General features: G+C 70.8%; 15 protein-coding genes and 2 pseudogenes. 5 read left to right on the top strand and 12 right to left on the bottom strand.

Annotated elements, in window-relative coordinates; genetic code table 11:
* The 6 genes from SSP24_RS06280 to SSP24_RS06255 form a co-directional block, all read right to left on the bottom strand.
* A complete protein-coding gene (locus SSP24_RS06280; RefSeq protein WP_141307788.1) occupies positions 1–1,179 on the bottom strand; it encodes a glycosyltransferase family 4 protein in 1,179 nt (392 codons plus the stop codon).
* Complete coding sequence (locus SSP24_RS06275) at positions 1,176–2,444, bottom strand: glycosyltransferase family 4 protein (protein WP_141307787.1); 1,269 nt, start codon at positions 2,442–2,444, stop codon at positions 1,176–1,178. Before SSP24_RS06275 ends, SSP24_RS06280 begins: the two co-directional genes overlap by 4 nt.
* Positions 2,434–3,600 (bottom strand): glycosyltransferase family protein, encoded by a 1,167-nt coding sequence (locus SSP24_RS06270; RefSeq protein WP_141307786.1) that lies wholly within the window; start codon positions 3,598–3,600, stop codon positions 2,434–2,436. Before SSP24_RS06270 ends, SSP24_RS06275 begins: the two co-directional genes overlap by 11 nt.
* Positions 3,601–3,729: 129 nt before the next feature.
* Positions 3,730–4,341, bottom strand: coding sequence for an NADH-quinone oxidoreductase subunit E (locus SSP24_RS42745; RefSeq protein WP_167529525.1), 612 nt, complete (start codon positions 4,339–4,341; stop codon positions 3,730–3,732).
* A 70-nt stretch (positions 4,342–4,411) separates the two neighbouring features.
* A complete protein-coding gene (locus SSP24_RS06260) occupies positions 4,412–5,077 on the bottom strand; it encodes a response regulator transcription factor (RefSeq protein ID WP_141307785.1) in 666 nt (221 codons plus the stop codon).
* A complete protein-coding gene (locus SSP24_RS06255) occupies positions 5,074–6,483 on the bottom strand; it encodes a sensor histidine kinase (RefSeq protein ID WP_229864894.1) in 1,410 nt (469 codons plus the stop codon). Before SSP24_RS06255 ends, SSP24_RS06260 begins: the two co-directional genes overlap by 4 nt.
* 299 nt (positions 6,484–6,782) lie before the next feature.
* Here SSP24_RS06255 and SSP24_RS06250 point away from each other — a divergent pair, with 299 nt between their 5' ends.
* Positions 6,783–8,033, top strand: a complete 1,251-nt coding sequence (locus SSP24_RS06250) for a P-loop NTPase family protein (protein ID WP_229864895.1) — start codon at positions 6,783–6,785, stop codon at positions 8,031–8,033.
* Entirely contained in the window at positions 8,030–9,748 is a 1,719-nt protein-coding gene (locus tag SSP24_RS06245; protein WP_141307783.1) for an ATP-binding cassette domain-containing protein, read from the top strand. The genes SSP24_RS06250 and SSP24_RS06245 overlap by 4 nt, the downstream gene beginning before the upstream one ends.
* 13 nt (positions 9,749–9,761) lie before the next feature.
* Here SSP24_RS06245 and SSP24_RS06240 read toward each other — a convergent pair whose 3' ends face one another.
* The 4 genes from SSP24_RS06240 to SSP24_RS06225 all read right to left on the bottom strand — a co-directional run bounded on the left by SSP24_RS06240 (position 9,762) and on the right by SSP24_RS06225 (position 13,490).
* Positions 9,762–10,799 carry a MerR family transcriptional regulator gene (locus SSP24_RS06240; RefSeq protein ID WP_141307782.1) on the bottom strand — a complete coding sequence of 346 codons (1,038 nt, stop codon included), beginning with the start codon at positions 10,797–10,799 and terminating at the stop codon, positions 9,762–9,764.
* Positions 10,793–11,506 carry a HEAT repeat domain-containing protein gene (locus SSP24_RS06235; RefSeq protein WP_141307781.1) on the bottom strand — a complete coding sequence of 238 codons (714 nt, stop codon included), beginning with the start codon at positions 11,504–11,506 and terminating at the stop codon, positions 10,793–10,795. The genes SSP24_RS06240 and SSP24_RS06235 overlap by 7 nt, the downstream gene beginning before the upstream one ends.
* A gap of 143 nt (positions 11,507–11,649) precedes the next feature.
* On the bottom strand, positions 11,650–12,312 hold the full coding sequence (locus tag SSP24_RS06230) for a response regulator transcription factor (protein WP_141307780.1): 663 nt from the start codon (positions 12,310–12,312) through the stop codon (positions 11,650–11,652).
* Entirely contained in the window at positions 12,309–13,490 is a 1,182-nt protein-coding gene (locus tag SSP24_RS06225; protein ID WP_141307779.1) for a sensor histidine kinase, read from the bottom strand. The genes SSP24_RS06230 and SSP24_RS06225 overlap by 4 nt, the downstream gene beginning before the upstream one ends.
* A gap of 229 nt (positions 13,491–13,719) precedes the next feature.
* Here SSP24_RS06225 and SSP24_RS06220 point away from each other — a divergent pair, with 229 nt between their 5' ends.
* Complete coding sequence (locus SSP24_RS06220; RefSeq protein ID WP_229864896.1) at positions 13,720–14,301, top strand: DUF308 domain-containing protein; 582 nt, start codon at positions 13,720–13,722, stop codon at positions 14,299–14,301.
* A 44-nt stretch (positions 14,302–14,345) separates the two neighbouring features.
* Here SSP24_RS06220 and SSP24_RS45270 read toward each other — a convergent pair whose 3' ends face one another.
* Positions 14,346–14,663 carry a hypothetical protein gene (locus SSP24_RS45270; protein ID WP_229864897.1) on the bottom strand — a complete coding sequence of 106 codons (318 nt, stop codon included), beginning with the start codon at positions 14,661–14,663 and terminating at the stop codon, positions 14,346–14,348.
* Between the two features lie 375 nt (positions 14,664–15,038).
* Here SSP24_RS45270 and SSP24_RS06210 point away from each other — a divergent pair, with 375 nt between their 5' ends.
* Together SSP24_RS06210 and SSP24_RS06205 are read left to right on the top strand one after the other, a co-directional pair.
* Positions 15,039–15,431: a hypothetical protein gene (locus tag SSP24_RS06210; RefSeq protein WP_141307777.1), complete on the top strand. Its 393-nt coding sequence runs from the start codon at positions 15,039–15,041 to the stop codon at positions 15,429–15,431.
* Between the two features lie 5 nt (positions 15,432–15,436).
* Positions 15,437–16,103: pseudogene (locus tag SSP24_RS06205) on the top strand (nucleotidyl transferase AbiEii/AbiGii toxin family protein).
* 1,121 nt (positions 16,104–17,224) lie between these two features.
* Here the strand turns inward: SSP24_RS06205 and SSP24_RS45075 are convergent.
* Positions 17,225–17,389, bottom strand: a pseudogene (locus SSP24_RS45075) (SDR family NAD(P)-dependent oxidoreductase); the annotation flags it as partial.

Here is a 17,389-nt window from a genome sequence, read left to right as displayed (position 1 = left end):
TCAGCCGACCGCCTCGGTCGTCGTCCCCGGCAGGCCGGGGACCAGGCCGAGCGCCCGGTCGACCACGGCCGACCAGGACAGCCGCTGCTCGGCCGCTTGCCGTGCCGCCCGCGCCATCCGCGCGCTCAGGTCCGGGTCGGTGGCGAGCCCGGCCAGCGCGCCGCCGGTCGCCCGGACGTCACCGGGCGGAACCAGCAGGGCCTCGGTGCCGTCGGCCACGAGCTGCGGCAGGTCGGCGATCGCGCTGGCCACGGTGGGCAGCCCGGCGGCGAGGTACTCGGCGACCTTCAGCGGGGAGAAGTAGTGGTCGCCCGTCGGGTAGGGCGCGGCGGCGAGGTCGGCGCCGCGCAGCCAGTCCGGCACCTCGGCCGGGGGAAGCTGCCCGGTCGCCACCACCGGCACGTCGGCGGCGCGGGCCCGCGCCCTCGTCGCGGCGAGTTCCGGGCCGTCCCCGATGAGCAGCAGCCGCATCGCCGGGCCCTGGGTACGTGCGACGGCGACGGCGTCGACCAGCAGGTCCAGCCCGTGCCAGGGTTTGAACGTACCGGCGAACGCGACCACCGGCTCGGCGGTCTGCCTGCGCGGCCGAGACGTGAAACGGGTGACGTCGACGCCGTTGCCGATGACCGGGATCACCCGGCCACGCGGGTCGAGCCGTTCCGCCCAGCGGGCGACGGGACCGCTCACGGCGAACGGGGCGTCCGCGGCGTCCAGCACGCGCAGCGTCCAGCGGTGCGCGGCGACGGCGTCGTGCAGGCCTCGGTGCTCGGCCTGCTCCTGCGGCAACGGGGAGTTGACCTCCAGTACGGTCGGTACACCGGAACGCCGGGCGGCCTCCAGCGTGGCGGCGCTCCAGAGCGCGTAACGCTGGTAGAGGACTTCGATCCGGTACGTGTCGCACAGGCGCCCCACGATCGCGGCGGCTGCCTCGTCGGCGGAGCGCTGTGCGGCCTCCCGGGCGGCCAGATCGGCCCCGCCCGGGCGGGGCAGCCGGTGGACGACGACTTCGGCCAGGTCCTGCGGCGCGGCGCCGCCCGGCCGGGTGGTGATCAGGTGCACGGTGCGGTAACGGCGCCGCAGTTCGCGCAGCACTTCCTGCACGTGGACGGAACAGCCCTTGGCGCCGAAGACCGGTACGCCGGGGTCGGTGACGACGTACACGGCGGTCCCCCCGCTCATCGCCCGGCCTCCATCCCGGCTGCGGCGGGCGCCGCGGTAAGGCCCTGTGCCGTCACGGAAGCGTGCGCCCGCCGCAGCCGGGCGAGCTCCGCCGCCTGCACCCGGCTGTCGAACCGCTCCTCCAGATGGGCGCGCGCGGCGATGGCCAACCGCACCCGCAACTCGGCGTCGTCGAGGAGCCGTAGGACCGCGTCGGCCAGGGCATCCGGCTCCCGCTCGCCGACGAGCAGCCCGGTACGGCCGTGGACGATCGCCTCGGGTATGCCGGTGACCGGTGTGGACACGCACGGCGTCCCGGCGGCCATGGCTTCGAGCAGCACCGTCGGCAGGCCGTCGCGGTCGCCGTCGGACGCGTGGACGCACGGTGCGGCGAACACGCTGGCTTCCCGCAGCACCTGCCGTACGCGGTCGGAGGGCAGCGGCCCGTGGAAGGTAACGAGGTCACCGAGGCCGAGTACCTGCGCCTGTTCGCGCAGCGCGCCGTCGAGCACTCCGCCTCCGACGACATCGAGCGGTACCGGCCTGCCCCGCTCCCGCAGGAGTGCGATGGCGTCGATGAGGTCGGCGAGGCCCTTCTTCTCCACCAGCCGCCCGACGAACGCGACGCGGCCACCCCGCACCCTCGGCTCGCTGAACGGCAGCCCTGCGACGTCGAGTCCGTTGTGGACGGCGTGCACCCTGGCCGCGGCATCGCCGAACCGCTCGCGCAGCCAGCGTGCGTTGAACTCGCTGACTGTGACGACGTGGTGGGCGTCGGCGAGCTTCGCGCGCAGCGCCACCCGATCGACCGAGTCGTGGAAGATGTCCTTGGCGTGCGCCGTGAACGAGTACGGCACTCCCGTGAGGGCAGAGGCGAGCCGGGCGACCGTCGTGGCCAGCGTGGCGAAGTGCGCGTGCAGGTGGGTGATCCCGGCGCTGCGCACCCAGCCGGCCACGTGCAGGACCTGCACGGCCTCGGCGGGCGGCAGGGCCATCAGTTCGGGCAGTACGGCGGGCAGGCCGGGCAGTTCGCGGTGGGCGGCGCGCAGCACCTCCCACAGCGCGGGCGTGCCGTGGATCTCCGGCATCCAGGTGACGGGGGCACGGACCGCCGCGATCCCGGGGTGGAAGCGCGGGTCGCGCGCGAAGCCCAAAGACGCGATCGCGATGTCCTCACCGGCGGCCTCGCGAGCCAGCAGCTCGGTGACGATGAAGGTCTCTGACAGGCGCGGATAGCGCTTCAGCACATACCCCACGCGTCCATCGGAAACAGTCTCAGGCAGCATGGCGGGCCTCCTCGAAGTGGGTTTCCGCGAGGCGGCGGACCATGTCCATGCCGCCGAGGTCGACCGCGTTGCGCGCTCGGCGGGGCCGAGTGACGGCATCGGCGGTCCAACGGCCGAGCAGCGCGGCAGAGAGGTCGTCCGGGTGTACGTCGTCGACGAGGCCGAGCTCCGACAGGCGCCGGGCGCGCACCAGTTGCTCGGCGCGCGGCCGCACCCGCGGCACGACCAGCGTCGGTGTGTCCGTGGACAGCGCCTCGCAGACGGTGTTGTAGCCGCCCATGCACACCACCGCACGGGCACCACGCATCCAGGGCACCGGGTCGAGGCAGAAGTCCACCACGCGCAGCCCCGGATCGGCGGCCTCGGCGGCGTGCAGCGCGGCCCGCGTGCCGGGACGCAGATAGGGCCCGGCCACCAGGACGCCCGCGACGCCCGCGGGGCGGGGCGCGGCGGCGAACGCCTCGGCGAGCTCGTCGCCGTCCTGGCCGCCGCCGAGCAGACCGAGCACATAGGGCTCGCCGTCGGCGACGGGCGGCAGGCCGGCCTCCGGGGCGCTCGGGCGGCCCTCGGCGAGAAAACCGGTGTAGCGCAGCAGCCGCCGTACCGACGGGGGGACACGGCAGTCGGCGGACAGGTCGCTGACCCGCTGGTCGCCGTACACCCAGACCTCGTCGTAGTACTGGCGCAGCGCCTCGGTGGTCCGCAGTCGGCTCCACTCGGCGGCGGCAGCGGTGGGCGCATCGAGGATGTCGCGCAGGCCCAGTACGACGCGGGTGCCGGCCTCGCGCAACGCCGGGAGGACCGGCTCTAGTTCGCCCGCGAAGCCGCGTGGCACCTTGTCGACCACCAGCAGGTGCGGGGCGTACGACGTCAGGGCCGAGGCCAGGACGCTGCTGCGCAGGGCCACGATGTCGGCGAGCGGGGCGTCGAGGCGGCGACTGCGGTAGCCGCCCGACTCCTCCTTGGCGACGCCGGGCAGCACCAGCAGGTCCACGCCCTCGGGCAGCGGGAACCGGCCCGCCTCGGCGGCGCCGGTGAGCACCAGCACCTGAGGGGCGCCCGGGCCCGCGCGGAGCGCCGCGGCCAGGGCGAGGTTGCGCCGGACGTGGCCGAGCCCCATCGTGTCGTGTCCGTACAGGACCACTCGCTCGTTCACTTGAGGCTCCTTGGTGTCCACTCGCCGTTCATGAGGACAACGTTGGACCCCGTATATGAGCCTGAGTTGAGCCGAAAGTGAGGCCGTTTTCATCGAGGACGGCGGACCGGTGACGTCCCGTGTGGGGCGTCAGTCGCCGTCCGAGCCGCCGTCCCCGTCGCCGGTGTCGGCCCCGCCGCCGTCGCCGCCGGACGAGCCACCTTCACCCGCGGACGCGCCCCCATCGCCAGCGGCGGAGCCCCCATCCGACGTACCACCATCGCCCGCGGACGTGTCATTCCCCGCTCCGGCATCCCCCGCGCTGCTCCCGCCCGTGCCCTCACCGGCCCGGCTGCCCGCGTCCTCGTCGTCGCTGCCCGCGTCCTGACCGGCGGACGCCTGACTGGTGTCGCCCTCGCCGCTGTCGCCCGCGGTGGTGTCGCCCGCATTGGTGTCGTCATCCGCCGTGTCGTCGGCGCCGTCCCACCCGGCTGCGGCGGTGGGCGTGGGCCTCGGCCTGGTGTCTGCCGGGGCCTCGCCCGCCCCTGTCGGCGACTCGTCGGCCGGGGGTGGCGTGCTGGGCCGGATCGACTGCGGGGTGGCCGGGCCCTGCTGGACGACCGCCGGCCCCCAGCCGCCGAACCAGCCGTCCGCGTAGCCCCACGTTGTCGCGCCCGCCACCACGGGAAAGGCGAGCACGGTCGCCAGGACGCCATAGCGACGGTGTCTGCTGCTGCGCGTGTTGCTGCTGACCGAATCCATGCCGCTTACTCTCTTCCGAACGGATGAGGCCGGTGTGAGGGGAAGTTGAGGGATCGTTCATCCACGCTGCTCACCCGCATCGGTAGCCCATGCCGCGCACGGTCGTGATCCTTTCCGGGCCGATCTTGCGCCGCAGTTGGCGTATGTAGACCTCGACGATGTTCGAGCCGGGGTCGTAGTCGTAGCCCCAGACCTGGCTGAGGATCTGGCCGCGCGAGAGCACCTGTCCCGGGTGCCGCAGCAGCAGTTCGAGCAGGGCGAACTCCCGCGCGCTCAGCTCGACGGTCCGCCCCTGCGATGTCCGGGCCTGACGGGTGCGCAGGTCCAGGGTCAGCCCGTCGATGCTGAGGATCATGGGCTCGGCCACCGCCGTCCCCGCGGTGCGCAGCCGCAGCCGGATCCGGGCCAGCAGCTCCTGGAACTGGAAGGGCTTGGTCATGTAGTCGTCCGCGCCGCCCTCCAGCCCGGCGACCGTGTCGCGCACACTGTCGCGAGCCGTCAGGATGATCACGGGCAGGGCGACCCGCGCCTCGCGCAGCTCACGGAGCACCACGTAACCGTCGCGGCGCGGCAGGCCGATGTCGAGTACGAGGAGGTCGTGGTCGCCGGACAGGGCGTGGGCGAGCGCGGCGTCGCCGTCGCGGATGACCGTGGTGGTGAAGCCGTTGGCGCGCAGTCCCTTGTCGATGAACCTGGCGATGCGGTCCTCGTCCTCGGCGATCAGTATCCGGTTCACGGCCGTCCCTCCTGGTCCCGGATGTGGTCGTCGCGGCGTTCGGGCTGGGGGAAGCGGAGGGTGAACGTGGCGCCGTTACCCGGCACCGATTCCAGTTCGACCCAGCCACCGTGCGCCTCGGCGATGGCGGTGACGATGGTCAGTCCCAGTCCCGCGCCGGTGCGGTTGCCTCGGGCCCCGCCGGTCGAGCCGCGCGAGAACCGCTCGAAGATCGCCTCACCGTCCTCCTGCCGCACTCCGGGGCCGGAGTCGGCGACCCAGAACAGCACCTCGTCCACGTGTCTGGCCGATCCCAGCCGGATCGTGTCGCCCGGCCCGGTGTGCTGCACCGCGTTGGCGGCAAGCTGCACGACCGCCTGTGTGACGCGATCGGGGTCGAGCCGCGCTTCGCCCTCGGCGATGGAGTCCAGCTGCCACTGCCGCGCACCGAGCGCACGCAGCTTGGCGTGGATGTCACTGGTCAGATCGGGGAGCGCGACGTCCTCCAGCACCACGAAGTCGGGCCGGCGCGACTTCGCGAGCAGCAGCAGGTCCTCCACGATGCGGCTCATCCGGTCCAGCTCGTCGGTGCACAGGCGGACGACCTCGGCGCGTTCCAGCGGGTCGTCGTCGGCCACGAATTCGAGGTTGCCGCGGATGATCGTGATGGGTGTGCGCAGCTCGTGGCTGGCGTCGTCGAGGAACTGCCGCTGTGCGCCGAACGCCTGGTCCAGGCGATCGAGCATGCCGTTGAACTGCTCCGCGAGCGCCGCGATCTCGTCGTGTCCGTGCACCGGGATGCGCTCGGTGAGATCGTCGTGGCTGATGCGGGCCGCCGCGCGCCGCACCGTGTTGACCGGTTCCAGAATCTGCCCCGACACCAGCCACGCGGCACCGGCGGCGAGTACCAGCCCGATGGCGCTCACCAGCGCCAGCGTCCGCATCATCTGGTCGACCTCGCGTGTGTCGCGGTCGACGGCGTACGCGACGACGAACGTCCCCTCGGAACGGCCCTGATCGCCGACGACGGGGACCTTCGACCACCGCAGGGGGCCGTCGCGCGTGGCCACCGTGCCGGTGAGCACCGGCGACCGTAGGATCTGCCGGAACTCTGTCGTGGAGCTCGTCAAGACGTCCTGCCCGCCGCCGGGACGGCCGATCACTGTGCCGTCCGCGGTTACGCCGAGCATGATTTCGCCGCTTTCGAGGTACTGGCGCGCGATGTGGCGGCGCAGCAGTTCCTCACCGTTCTTGTACGGCTGCCCGGTGGTCTGGTTGACGCCGGATTCGGCGAACTGCCGGAACTCCTGCGCCTCCTGGTACAGGGCCTGGGTCGCCTCGCTGCGGGCCTGGCCGACGAGCAGGTTCCTGGTGACGATCGTGACGGTCACGAGCGCGATGAACAGCAGCAGGACCAGCCATCCCATGATCCGCAACCGTGCGGGAACGGCGATACGGCGCCGCCCGCCGGACGCCTTTCGCGACCTCCCGGGCACGTCGTCACGCCGCGTGGACACGCGTGTGACCACCGCCGACTCCCCGGACACGGGAGGCGCGTCCGGTGCACGCTCGTCCTGTGCCACCATGACCAGTCATATTGCCGTCACTCCGGCGCCGTGACCCGGCATGTGAGGGAATCCTCATCTTTCTGCCTTTCTGCCGACGGCGCTGGTCAGGGGGTACTCGGGCCCGTGCCCTTGCGGGTGATCTCCCCACGATTTCCTTTTTGGTCACCGCCGATTTAACTGATGAGGAATCTCTCATTAGGTTTTCCGTCGGCCCTCCCCTACGGTGCTTCGCGGGACGATTTTCGGTTCGTGCAGGTAAGGAGAAATCCATGCAGAGCGTGCGGTTCAACGCTTCCGGCAATGCGGTGGCGAAGGTTTCCTATACGGCCCGTTGCTTGGTCGAACTGGGCTACGACAGCACCCGCGCACTGGGTCTGAGCAGGTCGGAAGAGCCTCCGCGGGCAGGCGACCTGGTGCTGTGCCGGGTAACCGGAATAGGGCAGCACAAATTCCTCGGGCAAGCACATGGAAAGCGGAATAGGCTGTTCGTCGGCGACACGATTGTGGTCGCCTATGGCGCACGCTATGCCCCCGATCAATTCGAGGCGGAGGTGCCCGGCGACCTCGGACCCTGTGACCTGGTCGCCGGCGGTGGCATAGCCGGCCGGGTGGTCTCCTCGCACTCCAAAATGAACCCTCCCACCCGGCTGGAGCCGCTGGGCCTGGTCACCGACGAGCACGGCGAGGTCATCAGCCTTGCCCACCTGGCCCGGCTCGTGGTGCCGGTCCAGGCTCCGCGCCCGCGCACCATCGCCGTACTCGGCACATCGATGAACGCGGGCAAAACGACCGTGGCCGCCGCCCTCATCCGCGGCCTCGGCCTGGCCGGCCTCCGGGTCGGCGCGGCCAAGGTGACCGGCACCGGTGCGCCCGGGGATCCGACCCTGATGGCCGACGCGGGCGCGGCGCGGGTCATCGACTTCACCGACCTGGGTTTCGCCACCACCTACCAGCTGCCGATGCCGCAGGTGATCCGTATTCTGCGCGGCGCGATCACGGACCTGACCAGTCACCAGACAGACGCCATCGTGCTGGAGGTCGCGGACGGGATCCTGCAACGGGAGACGGCGGCGCTGATGCGGACGCCGGAATTCCGTGCCGACGTGGACGCCATCGTGTTCGCGGCCGGTGATTCGGTCAGCGCGGTGGCGGGCGTACGGCTGCTGCGTGACGAGCACCTTCCCGTCGTGGCTCTCAGCGGGGTGCTGACGGCTTCCCCGCTGGCCATGGCCGAAGCGGTGGCCGGCGTGGACATCCCCGTGCACGAAACGGCTGCCCTGTCCGACCCTTCCGTCGCCGCTCAACTGCTGGCGGACGCGCAGGTCACCGGGGGCAACAGCGGGCTGTCGCAGGAGCACGGTCGGCTGACGGACTACAGCGGCCCCCTCACGGCCGAGACAGTGGCGTGACCGCCCCGGGACAGCAGCGCGTCCGGCTGCCCCACACGCTCGGCGGTGTACGGCGCCGGCTGATGCTCCTGCTGGTGCTCGCGGGTTTCGGGCAGGCGGTCTGCGTGGTCGCTTTCGCCCTCCTGGTGCATGGCGCGGCCTACCGCGTCACGCACGACGGGCAGATCGCGTCCGGCCAGGACCGCAGCGCCATCTACACACACGTCGCCGGTTACGCGCCCACCGCACTGGCCATCGGACTCGCCGCGTCGGCCTGTGCGACCGTACTGCTCAAGGCGGCGGGCGAACCGCTCGCCGAACGGCTCGCCCAGAGCTACGTGCACAGCGTCAGAATGCGTCTCTTCGACCACGTCGCCGGCAGCCAGGCATGGGGACCGGACCGGCGCACGATCGGTGTCACCGTACTCCGCTTCACCGGTGACGCGTCCGCCCTACGGCTGTGGATCAGCAAGGGCGTGGCACCACTGCTGGTGGACGGGGTGTTCGTGACGTGCGCGCTCGTCGTCCTGGCCGTCATCGCCCCGGGCGTCGGCGCGATCTCGGCGGCACTGATCCTCCTCGCCGCCGGCGCCGTCGCGCTGCTCGGGCGACGACTGCGCGAACGCGTACGCGAAACCAGACGGCACAACGGCAGGCTCGCCGCCTTCGTCAACGAACGGGTCACCCACACCGCCGTCATGCAGTCCCTCGGACGCGTCGCGCAGGAGCGCCGCGTCATGCGGCGGCGCAGCCGTGACTACGGCCGCGCCATGGTGCGCCAGGCCCGTCTCACCGGAGCCATGTCGGCGACGGCCGAGGCGTGCGGCATCGGGATCCTGCTGATCGTGGTCACTGTGGGCCTGCTGGCGGGCACCACCTGGGAGGCCCTCGCCTCGCTCCTGACGGTGGCCAACTTCCTCGGCCGGCCCCTGACCTCACTGGTCCGCGTGCAGGAGTACTGGCAGCAGTCGCGCGTCGCCCGGCGGCGCATCGCCGAGGTCCTCGCCGCGCCGGCGCCGCTGCGCAGCACACGCGGAGCCGAGCCCCTCGCGAACGGGCCCGGGCAGCTGGAACTCGCGGGGCTGCGCGTGGACGGTGTCCTGGACGCGTCGGCCATCGCCCGGCCCGGGCAGCGGATACTGCTGCAGGGACCTCCGGGCGCGGGGAAGTCGCTCCTGCTCCGCCTCATCGCACGGCTGCAGCAGCCGGACGCCGGCGCGGTACTGCTCGACGGTCAGGACCTGGCCCGGCACGACCCGGAATCGGTACGGCGGGTGATCAGGCTGGCCAGCCCCGAACTGCCGTTGCTGCGCGGCAGCGTGGGCAAGAACCTGCGGCACGGCGAACCACCGGACACGGCCGACAAGGCGGACGAGGAACGCATCGAGGCCCTGGCCGAGCTGCTGCCCGACGGCATGCACACCCGGGTGGGCGAGGGCGGGCGCGGCCTCTCCACGGCCATGCGCTACCAGGTGGCGATGGTACGGGCGCTGCGCAGCGGGCCCCGGGTGCTGCTGCTGGACGAGGCCAGGTCGGGAGAAGCGCTCGGTTCCGGCCTGGTGGAACGTCTGCTGGAGCGGTATCCGGGCACGGTCGTCTACGTCACGGACGAGCCCGAGCTCGCCGCGCGCGCGGACGTGCTGTGGCGCGTCGACGACGGCAGGCTGACGGTCCATGAGCCGGTGCGGCAGATCAACGAGTCCTTGCGGCCGGGCAGGGAGCCGGAAAGGAAGTAGCCACGGCAGCCCGTCAGGAATCCTCGTCGCCTCGGTCTTCGGGAGACCGCTCGTCGAGAACCGTGATGAAGGCCGAGGCGACGAGGGCGACGGCGCGGTCGTCGTCGTGGGCCAGTTGGCGCAGGATCTCCCGCACGCCGGTCCCCGACAGCTCGACCAGCGCCTGGGTCAGACGGATGCGCGTCGCGGAGTCCGCGGAGGGCGCGGCGAGTTCGTCGACCAGCGCGGTCAGAATCCGGTCCGCACACCCGGGGTCCTGGGACAGCGTTCGGAGGACCTCCGCCGCTTCGACGTCGTTGCAGCCCTCGACCACCATGCCGACGAGCGTCGGCACGGCCCCGGTCACGCCACGCCTGCCCAAGGCGAGAGCCGCGTACCTGCGCACCGTCGTGTCCGGGTCGCCGAGCGTGTCCGCAAGCACCGCGGTCGCCCCGGGGGCCTCGGCCATCTCGGCGATCGCCAGCACCGCGCGCCGCCGGATGTCGACGTCCTCCGAGTGCGCGCCGGCGGTCAGTGCCGCCACGCCGTCGCCGCCCGACCGGGCGAGCGCCCAGCGCAGGGCGCCCGCGACGTTGGGATCGGATTCGGCCAGGACCGCTCCGGCCAGCACCTCGGCGGGAGCCGACACACCCCCCGGCCGGGCCAAGACGGCCTGCTGCCTGCGCGCGGCACTGGTCGAGCCGAGCCCCTGCATGAGCTCGACGATGCGCAGGACGTCCTGCCAGCCCATGGGCGCCGACGCATCGATCGCGCGGAGCCGTTCGAGCAACTGCCGTTCCCGCTCCAAGCGGTCTTCCGTCCACCGGATGAGGTCGCTGACCAAGGTGGACGGCGTGAAGGACGGATCCTCCAGCGCCCGCCCGATCTGCTTGAGCGAGAGTCCGAGGGACCGCAGGCCCTCCACGTGGAAGATCCTGCGGACGTCCTCGGCGGAGTACTCGCGGTAGCCGCCGACGGTGCGACCGGTCGGTCGCACCAGCCCGAGGGCGTCGTAGTGCCGGAGCATCCGGGTGCTCACCCCCGAATGACGGGCTACTTCACCGATCAGCACTCCGCGGTCTCCACAGCGTTCGCGGCCTCGGCTCGCTCCGGGCCGAGCAGGACGACACGCTTCGCCTCGTCGATGGCCGTGTCGAAACCGGTCTCCGGGTTCCGCCGGAGCAACTCGGTGGCACGAGCGTGGGCGGCCACGGCCGGGTCGGGGCTCGCCGCGGCCTTGTCCAGGGCGGGCTCGGTCACGTCACCGAGGTCGACGAGGGCCCGGCTCAGGCTCAGTTGCACATTCCGGTCGCCGCGGCCGAGCTGCATGACCAGTTCGTCGACCAGGTACTTCTTCTCGTCCTCGGGCACGAGGACGACCGCGACGCGCCACGCGGTCCGCGCGACCTCGTCGTCGGCATCGCGCAGCAAGTCGCGTGTGATCCAGGCCCACGCGCTCTTGTTGCCGATCTTGGAGAGCGTGTGCAGCGCCTGGCTGCGGGCCTGGGTGCGCTCGGAGGAGAGTTCCTGGCGAATCCGGGGCAGGGTGATCTCCGGCGGGAGGCGGGTCAGCGTCCAGGACAGCATGTCCCGCACGAAGAAGTCCGGCTCGGCCGCGCAGCGCTCGACGAGCGTCTCCAGCAAGCCGGGGTCGGGGTTCGAGCCGACCGCCAGGGCCGCCTGTAGCCGGACCGACGAGTCCTCGGCGCTCAGGGCGTCCGCCGCGCGGGCGTTCTGCGGGGTTCCGTTTGTCGGGTTGATCGAAACCACCTCCTGCACCCAGGGAACACCTTGTCACGATGTCAAGGTCAAGCCTGTGACCCCGCCCCTCACGCAGTCGAGCCGGAGCGCGCACCCGGCCACGTCCGGCCAATCCAGAAGACCCGCAGCTCAGAGGCTCTTTGCGGTTCTGCTCGGCAGGCTCAGGGGTAGAGGCCGGCCCGGAAGGTGAACGAGACGAGTTGCGCTCGATCACGTGCGCCGACCTTCGTCATGGCCCGCACCGCATGCGTCTTCACGGTGAACGGCGACACGGACATCTGGGCCGCGATCTCGTCGTTGCCGAGACCGCTCGCGACGAGAACGACCACGTCCCGCTCCCTGGGTGTCAGAGCGTCGAAGCGTCGCAGCAGTTCCCGGTCGATCACCGGGGGCGGACTGTCGGTCATGTGACCGATGAGCGCGGCCGTCGCGGCGGCCGACAGCGCACCGCCACCGCCCACGACCTCGGTGATTCCGGCGACGAGTTCAGCGGGGCTCACGGTCTTGCTCAGGAAACCGTTGGCGCCCGCGCGAAGGGCGGCGAGAACGATGTCGTCCTGGTCAAAAGTGGTCAGCACGATCACCCGCAGTTTTTCGGGTGGATACTCTTCGCGGATCCGGCGGGTGGCTTCGACACCATCGATGCCGGGCATCCGGATGTCCATCAGGACCAGGTCGACGGGGTGGTCCCGGAGGTAGGGGACGACCTGGAGTCCATCGGAGAGATCACCCGCGACGACGAGACTCGGGTCGAGCCGAAGCATCGCCCGGATCCCGGCCCTGATCTCGTCCTGGTCGTCGACGATCAGAATCCGCGTCGTCATACGGCGGCTCCCAGCGGGCTGAACTCCGCATGGACCCGGAATCGCCCGTCGTCACTGTCGATCGTCAGCCGCCCACTGGAGGACTCGACGCGTTCGCGCATCCCCACGAGTCCGAGTCCGCTGCCCGAGCCGGAGCCGCGCCGTGAGTGACCGACGCGGTTCTCCACGGTGACGCAGATCCTGCCGTCGCGCTCGCGCACATCCACCGTTGCCGCCCCCTCTCCATGCCGGTAGGCATTCGTGAGCGCTTCCTGAACGACCCGGTAGACCGTCACGCCGACGCTGGGCTCCACGAAACCGGCGGGGATGTCGATGGAGGGCCGGACGTCGAGGCCGATGCTCTCGAAAGAGGCGATGAGGCTTTCCAGGCCGCTGAGCGCCGGGGCCGGCCGGAGCGCCTCGTCGTCGGAGATGTCGTCTCCGAGGCGGAGGAGCGCGAGGATCCGTTGCGTTTCGACGACGACGGTGCGGGCGCTGGACCTGGCTGAGACGAGGGCCTGCCGGGAGGACTCGGCGTCTTCGGGCAGCCCGATCTCCGCGGCACCGAGATGCAGGCTCAGCATCGCGACCTGATGGCCGATGACGTCGTGGAGGTCCCGGGCGATGCGGAGTCGTTCCTCGGTCACCCGTCGGGTGGCTTCGATCTCACGGGTGGCGATGGCGCTTTCGGCCCGTTCCTCCAGGGTGAGCCAGTACTCTCGATGGATGCGCAGCGCGGCCCCCGTCGCACCTCCTGCTACGGCTGAGAAGAGTGCGGCGGCTCCCACGATCGCGCCGCCACGGAATCCTCCCAGCGTCATGAACGCCCCCAGGAAGAACGCCGCCACGAGGCCGGTTCCGGCCAGCGGCTGCTTCCCCCGGAGGGTGACCGAGAACAGCACGAGCACCGCCATCATCCACACCGACAGGGGGTCGTGTCCCACCGCTGTGACGGCGAAGGACGCCGCGCTCGTCACGACCAGTCCTGCCCACGGTTTCCACCATGAGAGGGCGACACCGCCACCGGCGAGGAGCACGGAGAGGGCCGTCGGCCAATCCGACCCTCGCAGGATCACTGCCACGATCTGGCCGGTGAACGCCAGCGCGGCCACCGAATAGGCGATGAGGTGCAGCGCCTCGGGGCGGCGGACCCACAGGGGTGCCAGGGGCCCGTCGTGATAGTTCTGCGCCTTGACCATGGCCCAATTCTCGTCCACGGGTGCTGCGGCCGTGTACTTCGAATGATGTAGACGGCGAACCCGGTCCGGGCGATCGGGACGGCAGAACTCATTCATCTTCGAAGTGGATGGCAGAACTACTTCGCTCGAAGTACACGGCCCCTCCCGAGGCCGCTGAGACTCCTCATCGAGGCGACCGTCTCAATCCATCACGATCACAAAACGGGACAACCCGATGACTCAGACTTCCGTGACTTCGAGCACGACCACGACCACGACGACGACCTCCGGTCTCCGATCGCTCTACCTGATCCGAGTCGCCTTCTCCCTGATCTGGGTGGCACTCGTCGTCACGACCTCCGCCTCGCTCGTATCGACGGACAGGCCTACAGTGATCGCGGCCGTGCTGCTCGTCATCTATCCCCTGTGGGACGTCATCGCCACGCTCCTCGAGCGTCGCATGGCCGGCACCGGCTCCACGGACCGCGTCGGTACCACCAACATGGCTCTCGGCCTCGCCACCACCGCCGGGATGATCATCGCCGTCTTCTCCACCATCGGGACGGCCCTGCTCGTGTTCGGCATCTGGGCCCTCCTTTCCGGAGCGCTCCAGCTCGTCGTGGCGATCCGGCGCCGACGCACTGTCGGTTCCCAGTGGCCCATGGTCATCAGCGGCGGACTGTCCGTCCTCGCCGGTGCCTCCTTCGCCGCCATGTCCGCCTCGGCGACGAGCAGCCTGTCCACCGTCGCCGGATACTCAGCCTTCGGTGCCTTCTGGTTCCTCGTCTCCGCCATCGCCCTGAGCATCCGCAGCCGACGCGAAAAGCGTTGACCAACCCCGTCGGAGCCACCGTCTCTCCCGGAGGCGCGGCGTCTTCAGCAGAAGTACGACCACCTGAGGAGAGACATGGTCGCGGCCGCGCTCCACACCGGCCAGCAGCAGATCGACACCGCGCCGGCCCTGACAGCAGCGAAGTGTTCATCGGGACCCCGCGCCGGACCGCTGTCGTACGCGATCAGGGATCGGGGGACCGGGGCGCCGCTGGTCCTGCGGTTATGCCAGATCGCCTCGGTCATCGCGGGGATGCGCTGGGCGACCCGGATGGCGACGCCGCCCGCGACGAGGTGGAGCTTGGCCCGGCCACCGTGCCCGCCGCCCTCGCCCCGGACGCACCTCCGGGCGTACGCCGTCACCCACGTGGCAGCCGCACTCCGCGCCGCAGCCCTCGACGCCAGCTCGCACGCCACGCCCTCGTAAAGGAAACCGAACTGTGTGCGACGGTCCTGGCGTGCTCGACGCCTGCCTCCTACACCGCTGCTGCTGCCCCCACCTCTCACGTGCTGAGCAGCGACTTGGGCTCGACAGTAGGCCGAAATCGAGGCAGGGAACTCCAGCAGCGTGAGGGCGCCCAGAGCGTCAAACGAGCGTCACGGCCGACAACCCGTCCCGACGGCCAGGGCAAGCCGAGCTGCCACGACCAGCTCCCCCAGCAGGCTCCGTCCCGCTCACTCCAGAGGCCGCTGGCTCATCATGACCCGCGCCACTTCTCCGGCCGCCATAATGGACTCATGCCCTCCAGCCCACAGCATCCCGCACCCACGCCGAGCGAGCTCTCGGGCGCGGTCGCCGAGGACCTGGCGCTGTACCGGGAGAAGTTCCGGCGGCGTCTGCCGGAGTCGCTGGACGAGTTGCACGGCCCGACCCAGGGGATCGTGGAGCTGCCACTGCACATGGCCTGGTCGGGGATGACCTCGTACGACCTGAGCAAGCCTCGCCAGCGCATGGGCCTGTACCGCACCGTCCTGCACGAGGGCCTACGCGACGACCTGCCCCGCTACCTCAACCGGGACCTGCTCCTCCAGCTGTGGCCGGTGCTGCGCACCCTCGTCGGTCGCACCGTGCGCACCGTATGGGAAGACGCCTTCCCCCAGCTCGCCTCCCGCACCCGGGCAGCCGCGTGACGGACATGCCGGAGCTGCACACACGGCTCCTGGCGGACGTGATCGCCCTCGGCTCCCCATACCCCTGGTCCTCACCGGCGGATATGCCGTGCAGGCGCACCACCTCGTGAACCGCCCCAGCCAGGACCTCGACGTCGCCACCGAGAACCCGGCGCCCATGGCCGACAACGCGGCCACGCTGCGGGCCGGCCTGGAAACTCGCGGCTGGAAGGTGCACGCGCTGGAGACCGCCCCACTGTCCGCCCGCTTCACCGTGACCGACCCGGCCACCGGGCAGGAGTGCGAGGTCGACATCCTCAAGGAGATCTTCTGGCGGCCGGCGCCCAGAGCCCGTACGGGCCCGTCCTAGCGGAGGAAGACGTGATCGGAACCAAGGTCCGTGCCCTCGCCGACCGCGGAGCGCCCCGCGACCTGATCGACGTGTTCGCGGCCTCCCGCCGCTGGTCCAATGCCGAGCTGGAGGAGTTCGGCCGCCGCCATGCCCGTGGCCGCTTCGAGCGCGAGGACCTGCAGGCGAACCTCACGGGCGCCGAGTGGACCGATGACGAAGCCTTTGCGGCCTATGGGCTCGATGAGGCCACCATCACCGCTTTCCGCGCTTGGGCTGTGGAGTGGGCCGACGACCTCGCGACCCGGCTCCTGGAAGAGGCCGATGATCCGGACATCGATTGACCACGTCCGGACCTTCACACGACTCCAGCGGCCCAGACGAGCTACGAAACCCGACAGCACCCTGCCTCTGCCGCCTATCGTGACGCTCCTCCCTGCAGTAAGCCGAGTGGAGCGAGAGATCGCGGTGCTTCTGAGACCGTGGTTCTCCCGCCAAAGGCCATCCATACGGCTGCGGCGCTTGAGAAGCGCGGATTGATCAAGAGAAAGTGGCGCAGCAGCGGCCACCCGTGGCGGTCGTCACGGCGGACGGCCGCTACTACGTCAAGCACGGCAAGCACCCTCGCGAGGTACAGGCAGCAATGGAACGGTAGGAAGAAGACGCTGACGAAGCCGCCCGTGCCCCTGCCGGCAGCGAGGCGACTGCGTCTTCGCGCGACCGGACCAGCCCAGCTTGTGCGCGCCCGACGGAGTCGAGCTGATCTCCCGGCTGCGCTCCGCCTTATCTGAGGAGCGGGATCCGGGACCGTGATCTTCCCCGACTGGTCGACGAGGAAGCCGAGAAGGCGGCCCAGTCTCCACCGGCGCGACTGTCGATGTGCCCGAGAGCGTGGGCCGCCCTCACCGTCTGGTCCGTGCGACGCGCAAGGCGCTCGCTTGGTCCCGGACCGTGGTCAACACCAGGGGCAAGCCCGAGGTCATACCCCTGTACGACCACCCACGTACGACGAGAAGTTCGACGGGCGTCTTGCGATCGGCGCACCGTTCGGAAGCCGGTATGAGCATGCGTACTCGTACAGCGATGGCGCCCGATGGACCTTGGAGTCCCGGCTGGGGCGCCTGCTGCAGAAGCTCGAGCACCTGGCGGCAGACGCCGAGCGCCAACAGCGGGAGAAGGAGTTCCGCGAGGCCGAGCAGCGGCACCGCTGGTACGCAGCCATTGCGCAGGCACGAGAACAGCAGGTCGAGCGGCACCCTGGGAGCGTCTCGAAAGCCAGCGGGTCGATCCGCACCGCGTACCCTTCGCAGAAGAAGCGGATCCGCACAGCTTGCTGCCACGCCCTCACTTGCTGGGTCAGGGCCTTCGCGCGGGAACTGTCTGAATGCCCCCACCCCCGGTCCGGGGCCCATGTGCCGCCCGGGCCGCGGTGTGAGTCGCCGTGCGTGGACATGCCAGGAATCGGTCAGACCTGTTCGAAGTGGAATGCCTTGATGAAGCAGTCGCGGGGCTGGGCGACGGCGAACAGGATGCACGCCACGAGTGACTGTGCGGTGAGGGCGTCCTTGGCCTCGCGTGGTGTGGTCTCCCACTCCTTGGAGAGCGGGTCAGGGTTGGCGAAGTCGGGCGA

Source organism: Streptomyces spinoverrucosus (genome assembly GCF_006539505.1).
Classification (GTDB): Bacteria; Actinomycetota; Actinomycetes; order Streptomycetales; family Streptomycetaceae; genus Streptomyces; species Streptomyces spinoverrucosus.
The sequence above is the reverse complement of the archived record's forward strand: the minus strand, read 5'-3'. Positions and strand labels throughout refer to the sequence as shown.